The organism is Streptomyces roseoviridis (assembly GCF_039535235.1).
GTDB classification, from domain to species: Bacteria; Actinomycetota; Actinomycetes; order Streptomycetales; family Streptomycetaceae; genus Streptomyces; species Streptomyces roseoviridis.
In genome coordinates this window covers 554971-569114 of the sequence record NZ_BAAAWU010000001.1, presented here as the reverse complement: position 1 = coordinate 569114, position 14144 = coordinate 554971, and the positions used below count along the sequence as shown (strand labels likewise).

Sequence of the window (14144 nt, the reverse complement as noted above, 5' to 3'; positions counted from 1 at the left end):
GGCGGGTCAGGCGGGGCGGTTCACGTCGTGGCCGGTGCGCCGCTCCAGTTCCCACAGCGTCCGGAACAGCCCGGGTTCCCGGGTGAGCTGGGCGTACGTCCCCTCCTGTACGAGGCGGCCCCGGTCGAGGACGACGATCCGGTCGGCGACGGCCACATTGGCGAGCCGGTGCGTGATCAGGAGGACGGCCCGGTCCTTGGCGAGCTCCCGAAGCCCGGTGAAGACGTGGTGCTCGGCACGGGCGTCGAGGGCGGCCGTGGGCTCGTCCATCACGAGCAGGGCGGCCTGCCGGTGGAACGCCCGGGTCAGGACGACGCGCTGCCACTGCCCGCCGGACAACTGGTGGCCTCCGAACCACTCGGATGTCAGCAGGGTGTCGAGACCGGACCGCAGCTCGGGCAGGATGTCCGCGGCCCCGGACGCCTCGCAGGCCGCGAGGACGGCGGCGTCACCGGTGTCGCCCTGCCCGAGGGTGATGTTGTCGCGGAGGGTGAGCGGCAGATAGGTGAACCTCTGCGGAGCCAGCGCGACGTGCTTCCACGCCTCCCACGGCTCAAGGCGCACCGTGGTCGCGTGGTCCCAGGCGACCTCGCCGGAGGTCGGCAGCAGCAGGCCGCAGATCAGCCGGGACAGCGTCGTCTTCCCCGAACCGTTCTCCCCGACCAGCGCCACGATCTCCCCGCGCCGCACCCGCAGCGACACCCCGGTGAGGCTGTCCCGCTCCGCGCCGTCGTACCGGTAGGTGACGTCACGGACCTCGAACCGCTCCGGCGCCGCCGCCGGCAGCTCGGAGCCGCGCGATGAGGTCATCGCCTGGCCGTGGGCGTTGTCGAGGAAGTTCTGCCAGTCCTGCACGTACCAGCCGGTGCGCACGAGCCGGGCCCCGCCGTTGATGATGCCCCGTACGGACCCGGTCGCCGTCTGCAGTGCGAAGACGGCGCCGCCCCCGGCGGCCAGGTCCGTCCGGCCCGAGACCAGGAGCCACAGCAGCGTCGCCCACACCGCCGCCGACGCGACCCCGCCGGCCGCCGCGCCGACCAGCCCCATCCAGGCCCCGGTTCCGGCGGCCTTGCGCTCGGCGGCGTTGACCGACGCGGCGAGGCGCCGGTAGCGGCCGAGGAGGAAGGGGCCCGCCAGGCAGGCCCGCATCTCCTCGCCGGACTCCATGTACGACATGTGCCAGCGCAACTTGTGCAGCATCCGCCGGCGCCCGGACGTCTCGAGGCCCGCCAGGTACACCACGCGCGCGGCCCGCACGTACGCGGCGGCCTGCGGCAGGCACGCCAGGAGCAGCAGCGGGAGGAGAACGGGATGGATCACGGCGAGGACGGTCGCCCCCGCCGCGAGGGTCGCCGTGGCGGCCAGGACGTCCTGCGCCTCCTCCACCAGGTCGGGGGTGACCTGGGCACCACGGTCGGCGATGTCGTACGAGTCGTTGTAGCCGGGCTTGTTGGTCGCCGCGGCCTCGGCGCCGAGCGCCGCCTCGACCATGCTCACCTCGGCGGCCCGGGCGAGCACCGGGCGCAGCCGGCCGGTCAGCCACGTCACGGTGATGCCGAGCAGGGCACGCAGACCGGTGGCCGTGGCGATGACGGCCAGCCGCGGGGCCGCCTCGCGCAGCCGCTCCGTGATGTCACCGGAGGCGATCAGCGCGCTGAGCGTCCCGGTGACGGCGAACAGGCCCAGGGCGGCCAGCACGCCGGAGCCGATCTGGCACGCCAGCAACCCGGCCGTGGCGACCCGGTCCACCTGCCACGCCATGGCCAACGACCGCCGTACCAGCGCGGGCAGGCGCCGTGCCATCGTGGCGGTCGTCATCTGCTCGCCGGCCCGCAGCCGGGATTCGTCCCGGAACCGGAACTCCTCCTCCTGCGCGTTGCCCGCGTCCTCCGGCCGAGCTCCCTCGGCTTCGCCCGCGTGCGCCTGTCGGGATGTGCTGTCCACGGTCAAGCTGTCCCCCTGCCTCGTGATCCGGGGTCGGTTCACGAGGTTCAACGAGTCGGCCGGGATATCGAACGTGTGTGTTTCGGTCGAGCGTGACATCCCGGAACGGCGGGGGCGCGGGAGCGTGGCGGATGCATCGACCCGCTTCCCACCACAGGAGTCGGGAGGCGGGCGATTGGCCGAAACGCCGACGACGGCGGGGTGGGCGTCGAGTACGGCCCGGTCGGCTCCGCCGCTCGGTGCCGCTTGCTCCTGACGTCGCCGAGCGGTCGGGGCGGGGGCTCCGGCACGGCCGGAGCCCCCGCCGGGGTCAGCCGGTGGGGAAGTGGTCGGTGGTGCTGATCCGGCTCTTGATCAGGGCCCCCGACTCCGTCAGCACGCCGCTGCTGCCGTAGTCGCCGCCGGCGCACGTGCCGGGACGCAGCGCCGCGCTGGACTCGGGAGCGTCGGAGTAGGTCCAGTTCGCGTAGCCGATCTTCAGCTGGTCGAGCAGGTCCAGCCAGGCCGTGGTGCTCGCCCGGTCCAACGTCCCGTCGCCCGTGGCGCTCACCGTGCCGAACTCCGTCACGAACAGCGGGAGTCGCGAAGCCGCCCGGCTCAACGTGGTGCGGTAGACGTCCTTGTGGCTCGCGGCGTAGAAGTGGAACGCGTACATGATGTTGTCGGCATCGACCGGATTGCTGACGATCTCGTTCTCGTCGGAGCCGTCCGAGACGCCCAGCGACGACCAGCCGCGGGTGCCGACGATGACGACCGCGTCCGGGTCGGCGGCCCGGATCACCGGGATGACCTGCTCCGCGTAGCTCTTGACCGCCGCCCAGCTCACGCCGTTCGGCTCGTTGGCGATCTCGTAGATGACGTTCTTCTTGGCGGCGTTGCGGGCCGCGACGGACGCGAAGAACGTCTTCGCCCGGTCGAGGTTGTGGTTCGGGTCGCCCGGCGTCAGGGTGTGGAAGTCGATCAGCGCGTACATGCCCCGGGCCTCGGCCATGTCGACGAGACCGTTCACGCGGCTGGTGAATCCCGCCGGGTCGGTCTCGTAACCGCTCTCCTGGACGTACATGGCGATGCGCAGCAGGTCCGACTTCCAGTCCTTCGCGAGCGCGTCCAGGGACGCCGCGTCGTAGCACCGGGCGAACCACTGGATGCCGTGCGTGCTCATGCCGCGCAGCTGGACCGGGCGGCCGTACTGGTTGCACAGGTGGACGCCGCAGACGCGGAGCAGGCCGTTGACGTCCACGGGGGTGCCGGTGCCCGGTCCGGGGGTGGGCTCGCCGCCTCCCGGCGGGGGCTCTTCGACGGCGCCCGTGCAGGCGACGCCGCCCAGGGTGAACGCCGTCGGCTGGGGATTGGCGCCCGTGAAGGAGCCCACGAATCCCAGGTCGGCGGACGCGCCGGTGCCCAGCGTGCGGTTCCAGTCGACGTTCGTGGCGGTGACCGTCGAGCCGGACTGCGCCCAGGTGGCGTTCCAGCCCTGGACGACCCTCTGTCCGGCGTCGGGCAGGGCGAACTTCAAGGTCCACCCGTTGACCGGATCTCCCAGGTTGGTGACCTTCACTGCGGCCTGGAAGCCGCCCTGCCACTGACTGGTGACGGTGTAGTCGACCTCGCAGCCGGCGGCGGCCGCCGCCGGGGGGTTCGAGAGGGACATCAGTCCCAGGGCTGTCGCGCCGGTCGCGAGCACGGCCAGGAGGCGTTTCACCGTGTTCCTCCTCGTGCGGGTCGGAGGGAGCCGTGGGGAGCGTTCCCGAGGGCCGCCGGTGCGCCCTGGTCGGCCACGAAGGAGGCCATCCAGGTCAGAGCGGAGTTCCAGTTGATGGTGAGCTCGTTGGTCGACCAGGACTGGATGTCGTCGATGAAGCAGAACTGCCCGGTGCAGCCCTGGAGCCTGCTCTGGGCAAGCGGGTCCTGGATGCTCGAGTTCGGACCGCCGGAGAGCGAGCCGGCGGGCGGCTTGGGCAGCTTCGGGTCGAGCTGGCGGGCGTACCAGCGGCTGTGCTGGTTCTGCGCGCTGACCTCGCCGTAGTCCGTGACGTACGAGATGTTCAGGGCGTTGCGGCCCAGGACGTAGTCCATGCTCTGGACGGCCCCGTCGCGGTACTTCGCGCCGCCCGTGATGTCGTAGGCGGTCGCCAGGACGACGGCGTTGTTGAGGATCTGGTGGGTGGATCCCCAGTCGTACCGGTGACCCTCCGGGGCGTAGGGCATGCCGTAGGGATGGGCCTTCAGGGTGGCCAGGTAGCGGTCGGCTCCCGCGCGTACGGACCGGCGGACCTGGTCGCGGCCGGGCAGCCGGTTCGGGACCGTGGCGAGGTCGAGGCGGGCGGGGACGGCCGTACGCGCCCAGTCGAAGCCGATCGGCCCGAAGACGTCGGCGGTGTGCACGGGGGAGTTCAGGACGTGGTCCCGGAACTCCCGCCCGCCCGTGGTGAGGTACAGCTCGGCGGCCGCCCAGTAGAACTCGTCGCTGACGTCGCGGTCGGCGTAGCTGCCGCCGCCGATGCCGTCGCTCTCGGAGGCCAGCACGTCGGGGTGGGCGAGGGCCGCGGCCCACGCCTTGCGGGCGGCGGCGAGCGCGGTGGCGGCGAACCGGGGGTCGTACGCCGTGTAGAGGCGGGCCGCCTGGGCGGCGGTCGCCGCGAGGTTCAGCGTGGCCGCGGTCGTCGGGGGGTGCAGGGCGCGCTTCTGCGGGTCGTCGGAGGGCAGCAGGGGCAGGCCGGTCCACTGCTCGTCGTGGATCTTGTGGTGGGCCATACCGGCGAGCGGCTCGCCGTCCGGCACCTGCATCTTGAGGAGGAACTCCAGCTCCCAGCGGGCCTCGTCGAGGATGTCGGGGACCTTGTTGCCGCTCTCCGGGATGTCCAGGGACCCGTCGCCCAGCTTCTCCGGGTGCCCGGTGCGGGCGTGGCGGGCGCGTTCGTAGGTGCTGAGGAGCTGCCAGACGGAGATGCCGCCGTTGACGACGTACTTGCCGTGGTCGCCGGCGTCGTACCAGCCGCCGGTGACGTCGAGCGCGTAGTCGCACACGCCCACCTGGCAGGGCACGTGGCCGTCTCCCTGGTTCGGGGCCACGTCGACGTGCCCCGCCTCGCGGCCGTAACCGGGACGCAGGTCGTCGCGGATCTCGATCCCGCTGCGCTGGGTGTAGTAGAACTTCGCGGCGTCCAGGCGGAGCTTCTCGTAGGCGGCGGTGCCGATGTCGAAGGGCCGGCTGGTCTCGCCGTCGGCGACCAGGGCGAAGCCGGACCCGGCCCCGCGGTGGCCGCCGAAGTCGATCGTGTGGACGTTCTGCCCGGACGAGGGGTCCACCCCGCGCGGCACGGTGCGGCCGCTCGCGACGACCGCGCCGGACGCGTTCTTCAGCTGCCAGGGCAGCGGCCCGGTCGCCTCGGTGACGAGCGTGGCGTTCTTCGGGCCCCCCGGCAGGTAGGCGACCTGGTTGACCCGGACCCGGGGGCCGGTGTCGGGCTCGTACTCCTCCGGCGGCACGCCGCCGAGCAGGGACACGTCGTCGAGGCAGAAGCGCCAGGGCTCGGCGGCGCCGCCGAGCTGGAAGGCGACCTGGCCCTGCGGCGTGTCGACGGGCGAGGTGAACGTGTAGCTGTACGTGTTGCCGGAGACGCTCAGCTGCGGAGTGACCTCCTGGTACGCGTCGTACGGCGCCACTTGGAGCCCCACGACGGCGCGGACCGAGTTGCCCTCGGGGGCGCCGGTCGCATGGAAGCGGAACCGGTACGTCTCTCCCTTGACGAGCGTGAGGTCGTTCTGGCCGACGGCGGCGTCCCAGCGGTTCGCCGTGCCCCCCGGCACGTCGGCGCAGAGTCTGCCGTCGGCCGGTGCGACGGTGAGGTTGCTCGTCCACCACGCGTCGGTGCCGGTGTCGAACGTGCCGTTCCTGACCTGCTCGACCTCGTCCGCCCCCGCGGGGCCGGCGGGGACCGCGGTGAGGCCCGCCGCGAGCAGGGCTGTCAGGGACAGCAGGGCGGTTCTGCGTTTGTTCACGTCTCGGCTCCTCACAGGGGACAGGGAGCGAACCGCTCATGGGAGCGCTCCCATCGGGCAGGGTCATACTCGTGGCCGGGGTGCCGGGCCGTCAACGTCCCGGACGCGACCCGTTGCATTCGGGGGCGAGGGCGACTCCGGTCGGCGGGAACCGGACGCCGGGTTCCGTGCTGATGGGTTGTCAGGCGCACGCGTCTCGCTTACAGTCCCCTCCGAAGTCATGCAGTGGGAGCGCTCCCACTGCGGCCCGCCGCGCTTCCCGCGACCGGCGGGCGAGCCGCGAGGAGGCAAGCAAGAGCCCGGACCACCCCCCAGGCAACAGGAGACATCCATGGTTCGACGCAAGAAGCGACTGCTCTCGCTGGCGGCGGTCTTCACGACCCTGCTCGGCGGAATCGGCCTGGTCCTGCTGGGTCAAGGCAGTGCCCAGGCGCACGGCGTCACGATGATGCCCGGATCGCGCACGTACCTCTGTTACCTCGACGCCAAGACCAGCACCGGCTCGCTGGATCCGACCAACCCGGCCTGCCGGGCCGCACTCGACGAGAGCGGTGCGTCGTCGCTCTACAACTGGTTCGCCGTGCTCGACTCCCAGGCGGGCGGGCGGGGGCCCGGTTACGTTCCGGACGGAAAGCTGTGCAGCGCCGGCGACCGGTCGCCGTACGACTTCACCGGCTACAACGCCGCCCGCCCGGACTGGCCCCGCACCCACCTGACGTCCGGGAAGACGATCCAGGTCAAGCACAGCAACTGGGCCGCGCACCCGGGGTCCTTCCGGGTCTACCTCTCCAAGCCGGGTTACTCGCCGAGTACCGAACTGGGCTGGGACGACCTGGAGTTGATCCAGACCGTCACCGACCCGCCGCAGACGGGCTCCCCGGGCACGGACGGGGGCCACTACTACTGGAACCTGAATCTGCCGTCGGGCCGCTCGGGCGACGCGGTGATGTTCATCCAGTGGGTGCGCTCGGACAGCCAGGAGAACTTCTTCTCCTGCTCCGACATCGTCTTCGACGGCGGCAACGGCGAGGTCACCGGCATCCGCGGCTCGGGCGGCACGCCGACCCCCACCCCGACCCCGACCCCCACCCCGACTCCCACCCCGACCCCCACTCCCACCCCGACCGATCCGCACACCGGCTGCATGGCCGTCTACACCGTGACCAACTCCTGGAACAGTGGCTTCCAGGGCTCCGTCGAGGTGATGAACCACGACACGACGGCACGCGACGGCTGGGCCGTGAGGTGGAAGCCCGGAGCCGGCACGAGGATCAACAGCGTCTGGAACGGAGCTCTGACCACCGGGTCCGACGGCACGCTCACCGTCGCGAACCTCGACTACAACCGGACCATCCCGCCGAACGGCAGCGTCACGTTCGGCTTCACGGCGACCTCGACCGGCAACGACTTCCCGGTCGGTTCCCTCGGCTGCGTCACCCCGTAGCCACCGCCGAGTGAGACGGCGCCGCCTCCCGCCCCGCGCGAGAGGCGGCGCCGTGGCGTGTCGCCTCGGGCGCCCCTGAGCGCGCCCGCCCCGTCCTCAAGGCGACACGGCCCGCCCGCTCCGGCGCCGGCGCCAGGGCTCGGGGTCGCCCAGGAGCCGGCGGCGACGGGACGCCGCACGCGCATGCGGCGGCCGGCCGACCCGCCCACCGCCCGAGCGCGCCCCGAGCGGCACCCCGTCGCCCGCCCGCGCCGCGACCCCTCGCGGCCCCCGCTCCACGGCAAGCCGGCAATGTGTGCGCGCTCTCTAGGCACGGAGCCCTGAGGGTGTTACACAGGTGCCACCGCAGCTGACACGTGTAACCGGCGAGCCTGGACCACCGCCCCCCGGGCCGCCCTCTGCCGTGCCGCGACCCCGTTTCCCCCGCCGCCGCTCCCGTCCCCCGTACCCGGGCTCAGCCGTGCTCCAAGGAGGCCGCCATGAGCAGACCCGAGATCCAGACTCCGCCGCAGGAGACACCGGCCGCCCGCTCCGGCGGTGGCCCCCTGGCACGACTGCTCGTCCTGCTCGCCGTCGGGAACACGGCGATGTTCATGGTCTACATGGGCGTCGGCCAGGTGCTGCTGCCCGTGCAGGTGGAACTGCTGGACCCGGCGGACAAGGTGGCCAACCTTGGCCTGGTCTCCGGTGTCTCCGCGGTCTTCGCCACCCTCTTCAACCCGCTGGCAGGGCTGCTGTCGGACCGCTCCGGGCGACGGAACCCGTGGATCCTGGGCGGCGGTCTCGCCGCCCTGGACGCGCTCGCCCTGCTGGGCGCGATGCGCACCCTGCTGCTCGTCACCATCGGCTGGTGCCTGGTGCAGGCGATGATGAACATCTACCAGGCCGCCATCACCGCCGTCGTCCCCGACCGCGTCCCGGTCGAGCGGCGGGGCCTGGCGTCCGCGATGGTCGGCATCGGCACCCCGCTCGGCGTGATCGCCGGCGTCACCCTCGCCGCCGCCTTCGTTCCCGACGGCATCCGCACCGGCTACCTCGCTCTGGGCGCGGTGATCGCCGTGGTGGCCGTACTGTTCACCGCGCTGGTGCGCGAGCAGCGCCTTCCCGCTCGGGAGGCGGTGCCGCTGAGCCGGCAGCTCGCGGCCTTCGGCACGGCCCTGAGGGCGGGCGACTTCCGCTGGGCGTTCACCGGCCGGTTCCTGATGATGCTCGGCTACTTCATGGTCACGCTCTTCCAGCTGTACGTCCTGCAGGACCACGTCAGCCTGCCCGCGGAGGTCGGGCCCGCCGCGGCCATGGCGGTCCTCTCGCCGGTCAACGCCGTGTGCATGCTGCTGGCGACGGTCGTCGGCGGGCTGCTGTCCGACCGCATCGGGCGGCGCAAGCCGTTCATCGCGGTCTCCTGCGTCCTCACCGCGATCGGCATGCTGATACCGGTCGCCAGTCCCACCTGGACGGGCATGATCGCCTTCGCGATCGTCACCGGGCTGTCGTTCGGCTGCTTCATGGCGGTGGACACGGCCCTGGTCACCCTGGTCCTGCCCAGCGCCGACGACGCGGCCCGCGACTTGGGCGTCCTCAACATCGCCAACGCGGGCCCCCAGATCATCGGCCCGTTTCTGGCCTCCCTGGTCGTCGCCTCACTCGGTGGCTACGACGGCCTGTTCGCCGCGGGCGCGCTGATCACCGTCGTCGGAGCCCTGTCCGTCGTCCCGATCCGCGGCGTGCGCTGACCCCGTCGGGCCGCTCGACGGGGCCGACGGCCCCGCCGGGCCCGAGAGCCGGCCACCGTACGGGCTGCCCCGCTCCAGGGTGCCGTCCCGTCACCGCCCACACCGTCCCACCGTCCGCGCGCCGCACCGGAGGACCGCGCCCATGACCCCTGCGTCCACGTTCTTCGAGCGGGCCGACCGGCGCGACCTGCGGATGCTGTGCGGGAAGGTCCTGATGGACCGCGAGCCGTACGCGCCCGCCTGCCGCAGGGACGCCGGCGTCGAACAGGCGGATCGACGACAGCGACCGCGCCCGGCTGGCCGCCGCCGGGTCGGCCCTTGCGTTCCGCCCCATGTCCGACCTGTTCCTCGGCAGCGGCCTGTTCGACCTGCACGCGGCCCGCGACCAGCGCGTGCGCGTCGGCACGGGAACCGACATCGGCGCGGGCACGCGCTACTTATGCTGCGCACCCTCGACGAGGGGTACAAGGTCACCGCCCTGCGCGGCCGCGGACTGTCCGCCCACCGCGGCTTCTGCCTCGCCACCCTCGGCGGCGCCCAGGCGCTCGACCTCGACCGGGTCATCGGCAACTTCCTCGCCGGCAAGGAAGCCGACTTCACCGTCCTGGACTGGGCCGCCACCCCGGAACGGCGTGGACGCGGCTGCTAACCCCCATACGTAAGCGGTGGGTTCTTCCGGCGTTTGACCCAAATAAGTTAACCGACTGCTCTAAGCTCGTGGATGTTGCTTATTCGCGTTCCGGTATGTATTTCGGTTACCGGTACCGAGACGTACGGCGGGCGACCGAGGATCCGTCCTCAACCGCCCGCCGTCGGCGCCCAGGACCGCAAGCCTGGAAAGTGGGCGGCCCTGAGCGGTCACGAGTGGTCGGCTGGCTAGCGGTCGATGACCCACCACAGAAGGTGGATCAACGACCACGCGGCCAGCCGACCCCACCACCCGTCTCCGGGCGGTGTGGGGCGGCGACGCCTACCCGGACCTCGTAACATCCAGCTCTCCTACCTGCCTGGCACCGAACCTCGGCACGGGTGCGGAATCCGATCAGCCGAGCAGGCGGAAGAGCTTGACGCGCCAACACTACGAGAAATGTGCCCGCCACAAGGCGACTTGGACGAATTGACGCCCGGCCGCGCCGACGGCCCCGTCGGGCCCGGTCGCGGCCGACGCGTTGATGACGCCGCTCTCACGCCGTGAGCCAGCGCTCCAGCCAGTCCGCTGCCGTCCGCCGGAAGAGCCGGCGGCTCTCCGCGCGGCGGAAGTCGTGGCCCTCCTCGTGGAGGAGGAGCAGCTCGGCCTCCAGGCCCCGTTCGCGGGCCGCGTGGACGATCTGTTCGGATTCGCGGGGCGGGACGTTGGTGTCGTGCTCGCCGTGGACCGCGAGCAGCGGGACGCGCAGGGCGTCGACGCGGCTCATCGGGGACAGGGCGTGGAGCAGGGCCCGGTCGCGGTCGGGGTGGCCGTACTTGTGGGCCGCCGATTTCGCCAGCCACGGTTCGGTGCCGGCGAAGAAGGTGCCGAAGTCCGACATCCCGCAGACCGTGACGCCCGTACGGAACAGTTCGGGGTGCCACACGAGGGAGGCGAGCGTGAGGTAACCGCCGTACGAGTGACCCATGACGGCGAGGCGGCGCGGGTCGGCGAGACCCGCCTCGATCACGTGGGCCGCGCAGTCGGCCACGTCGTCGATGGCCGCGAAACGCCCCTCGCCGAGGTCGGCGTCGCGGAAGGAACGCCCCCAGCCCGAGGAGCCCCGGACGTCCGGGGCGAAGACGTCCAGCCCCCGGCCCAGCAGCTCGTGGTAGAGCGGGGCGAAGACCGGGCGTTCCTGCTCCTCGGGGCCGCCGTGCAGATGGAGCACGCACGGCGCGGGTTCCCCGGGGCCGCGCCCCGGCGCCCGGTGGTACCAGCCGCCCAGGAGCAGCCCGTCGCGGGCCGTCGGCCGCAGGGGCACCGGCCGTACGGGGGGAGGCCCCGGCGGGACGGTCTCCGCGTCCCGCGCCGACCACGGCGTACGCACGGCGGCGCCGGTGCCCGGCACGCGCCACACCCCGGGCCTGCGCTGGGATCCCGACAGGGCGACCAGCATCCCGTACGGCCCGGCCGGCGTGACCCGGGTGACCACCTCGTGCGCCAGCTCCACCGCTCGGGGCGCGGGCGGCGCCGCGCCCGGTTCCGCGAGCGGCAGCGTCTCCAGTTCGCTGGTGCCGCGGACGTTCCAGGAGAGCGCGGCGCGCCGGCCGTTCTCCACGAAGGAGAGCAGCTCCAGGTCACATCCGTGGCGTTCGGCGACGACCGTCAGGCCGGTCCGCGCCCCCGTCTCGTCGAGGTCCAGGGCGAGCAGCGCCGCGAACTCCCGCTGGTGGTCGCTGCGCAGCCACACCGTACGGCCGTCGGGGGAGAAGCGGCCGATCCACGGGTCGCCGTCCGCGACGGGCAGCGTGCAGACGGGCGTCCGGTCGGGCAGGCGGACCACCACCGCCTCGCGTTCTCCGCGCGGACCGCGGCGCAGCAGGGCCAGGCGCCCGTCCGGGCTGACGTCGCACACGCGGAGCGTCGCCGCCTCGGTCTCGTCGGCCAGGAGGACGGGGGCGGTGGTCCCCGCCGGGTCGAGGAGGTAGGCGGTGAGCCGGTCGTGGACCGGGGGCCCGCCGTCCTCGGTGCCGTGCGTCCCGGCGCCGAGGAGGACGGCGTGTCCGTCGCGCTCGGTCCACCCCGCGGGGCGCTCGGCCAGCGCGAGGAGATCGGGCCGGTCGGCGACGGGCTCCGCGATCGTGACCGCGAGCGCCGCGCCGTCCCGGGTCCAGCAGCCCAGGTAGGCCGAGGAGTCCGGATCGGCGCCGGACATGATCCGGCGGTCCGAGCCGTCCGGGCGGACGCACAGCACCCGCGTGTGGCCGCTGCCGCCGGGCGCGACGGTGTACGCGATCCACTGCCCGTCCGGCGACCAGGACACCTCGGTGACGTGGTCCGGACCGGCGTCCAGCAGGCGCGCCTCCTCGCCGTCCACCGCGCCCACCCACAGCTGCGGCACGCCCCCGCGGTCACAGATGAACGCCGCTCGTTCGCCGCCGGGGTCCACCGCCGGGTACCAGCAGGCGTGGGCGGTCAGCCCCCTGGAGGCGTCCTGGGGACCGGCGGCGGCGGCCAGCGGCTGCGTCGCGGGAGCCGCCGCCGGGCTCTCCAGGGTCAGTCGATGCCGTGCGTCTGCAGCCATATCTCCAGCAACGCTACCTGCCACAGGGCGTTGGCCCCTCGGTTCGTACGGTGGTCGTCCGGGGCGTCCAGGAGCGAGGCGACGTACTCGTCCCGGAAGAGCCCGCGTCGGCGCGCGGCGGGAGCCGCCAGTGCCTCGCGCACCCGCTCCAGGACCGGGTCCGCCATTCGGCGGATGGCCGGTACGGGGAAGTAGCCCTTCTGCCGGTCGACGATGTCCACCGGCAGCACCGTGCGCCCCACGTCCTTCAGGACGCCCTTGCCGCCCTGGGCGAGCTTCAGTCCGGGCGGGCAGGCCGCGGCCAGCTCGACCAGTTCGTGGTCGAGGAACGGCACCCGGGCCTCCAGACCCCAGTCCATGGTCATGTTGTCGACGCGCTTGACCGGGTCGTCGACGAGCATCACGTGCGCCTCGGTGCGCAGTGCGGCGTCGAGCGCGGTCTCGGCGCCGGGCGCGGCCATGTGTCTGCGGACGTACTCCCGGGACGGGTCGCCGTCGGCCAGCAGGCCCGGCTGCAGGATCTTCTCCAGGTCGGCGTGCGACCGGTCGGAGTAGACGTCGGCGTACCGTTCGGCGGCCTGGGCGCGGGCGACCTCGGCCATGGCCGGGTGCCAGTGGTAGCCGGCGAACACCTCGTCGGCGCCCTGGCCGCTCTGCACGACGCTGACCTCCTTGGAGACCAGCTCCGACAACAGGTGGAAGGCGACGACGTCGTGGCTCGTCATCGGCTCGCTCATCGCGGCCACCGCACCGTCGAGGGCGGTGGACACCCGGTCCGACGGCACCATCAACTGGTGGTGGTCGGTGCCGAAGAGCCGCGCCACCCGGTCGGAGTAGACGAACTCGTCGCCCTCCTCGTCGCCCTCCGAGTCGAAGCCCACGCTGAAGGTGGCCAGGTCCTTCTGGCCCTCCTCGGCGAGCAGGGCGACGATGAGACTGGAGTCCAGGCCGCCGGAGAGCAGCACCCCGACCGGCACGTCGGCCACCATGCGGCGGCGGACGGCGGTGCGCAGCGCGGCGAGGACGGCGTCCCGCCAGTCCTGCGCGTCCATCCCGGCGTGCTCGGCGCGGCGGGTGTAGGAGGGCTGCCAGTAGCGGTGGTCCTGGTGCGTGCCGTCCGGTTCCACCACCCGCACGGTGGCGGGCGGGAGCTTGCGCACGCCGTTGAGGACGGTGTGCGGGGCGGGGACCGTCGACTGCCAGCTCATGTAGTGGTGCACGGCGACCGGGTCGAGCGAGGTGTCCACTCCGCCGGCCGCGAGGAGGGCGGGGAGCGTGGACGCGAACCGCAGCCGGCCCGGCCGCTCCGCCAGATAGAGCGGCTTGATGCCCAGCCGGTCGCGGGCGAGCACCAGTCGTCCGGTGGCGTGCTCCGCGATCGCCACCGCGAACATGCCGACGAAGTGGCGGACGAAGTCCGTGCCCCATGCGCGGTACGCCCGGAGCACGACCTCGGTGTCCGACGTCGTCGTGAAGCGGTGCCCCAGCCGGCGCAGTTCCTCGCGCAGCTCCTCGTAGTTGTAGATGCAGCCGTTGAAGACGCAGGTGAGACCCGCTTCCTCGTCGGTCATCGGCTGGGCCGCGCGGTCCGACAGATCGATGATCTTCAGCCGCCGGTGACCGAGGGCGACGGCTCCCCGGGACCACAGGCCCTTGCCGTCGGGTCCCCGTGCCGCCATCTTGTCGGTCATTCGTTCCACGGCGGCCAGGTCGGGCCGCTCACCGTCGAAGCGGATCTCTCCGCTCAGGCCGCACACGCCGGACCTCCCTCGGACAGGACGACATACAGGGGACTGGGGGAGGGGG

The 14144-nt window shown here is 72.7% G+C and carries 7 protein-coding genes and 1 pseudogene; 3 read left to right on the top strand and 5 right to left on the bottom strand.

The annotated features are described in order from the left end of the window. Window positions 1-6: 6 nt before the first annotated feature. The 3 genes and pseudogenes from ABD954_RS02560 to ABD954_RS02550 all read right to left on the bottom strand — a co-directional run. Window positions 7-1950 (bottom strand): ATP-binding cassette domain-containing protein, encoded by a 1944-nt coding sequence (locus tag ABD954_RS02560; protein WP_382746018.1) that lies wholly within the window; start codon window positions 1948-1950, stop codon window positions 7-9. A 304-nt stretch (window positions 1951-2254) separates the two neighbouring features. After that, the gene (locus ABD954_RS02555; RefSeq protein WP_345484069.1) at window positions 2255-3646 is read right to left on the bottom strand and encodes a cellulase family glycosylhydrolase; all 1392 of its coding nucleotides are present in this window, start codon (window positions 3644-3646) and stop codon (window positions 2255-2257) included. Between the two features lie 62 nt (window positions 3647-3708). Continuing rightward, window positions 3709-5946: pseudogene (locus ABD954_RS02550) on the bottom strand (glycoside hydrolase family 9 protein); the annotation flags it as partial. Window positions 5947-6277: 331 nt separating this feature from the next. On the opposite strand from ABD954_RS02550, the gene ABD954_RS02545 reads away from it, so the two are divergent. The 3 genes from ABD954_RS02545 to ABD954_RS02535 all read left to right on the top strand — a co-directional run bounded on the left by ABD954_RS02545 (window position 6278) and on the right by ABD954_RS02535 (window position 9772). Continuing rightward, window positions 6278-7390: a lytic polysaccharide monooxygenase auxiliary activity family 9 protein gene (locus ABD954_RS02545; protein ID WP_345484068.1), complete on the top strand. Its 1113-nt coding sequence runs from the start codon at window positions 6278-6280 to the stop codon at window positions 7388-7390. A 479-nt stretch (window positions 7391-7869) separates the two neighbouring features. After that, window positions 7870-9123 (top strand): MFS transporter, encoded by a 1254-nt coding sequence (locus ABD954_RS02540; RefSeq protein WP_345484067.1) that lies wholly within the window; start codon window positions 7870-7872, stop codon window positions 9121-9123. 439 nt (window positions 9124-9562) lie between these two features. Next, window positions 9563-9772: a hypothetical protein gene (locus tag ABD954_RS02535; RefSeq protein ID WP_345484066.1), complete on the top strand. Its 210-nt coding sequence runs from the start codon at window positions 9563-9565 to the stop codon at window positions 9770-9772. Window positions 9773-10307: 535 nt separating this feature from the next. Here ABD954_RS02535 and ABD954_RS02530 read toward each other — a convergent pair. Together ABD954_RS02530 and ABD954_RS02525 are read right to left on the bottom strand one after the other, a co-directional pair. Beyond that, window positions 10308-12338: a S9 family peptidase gene (locus ABD954_RS02530; RefSeq protein ID WP_345484065.1), complete on the bottom strand. Its 2031-nt coding sequence runs from the start codon at window positions 12336-12338 to the stop codon at window positions 10308-10310. After that, the gene (locus ABD954_RS02525) at window positions 12311-14095 is read right to left on the bottom strand and encodes an N-acetylglutaminylglutamine amidotransferase (RefSeq protein WP_345484064.1); all 1785 of its coding nucleotides are present in this window, start codon (window positions 14093-14095) and stop codon (window positions 12311-12313) included. The genes ABD954_RS02530 and ABD954_RS02525 overlap by 28 nt, the downstream gene beginning before the upstream one ends. Window positions 14096-14144: the final 49 nt, after the last annotated feature.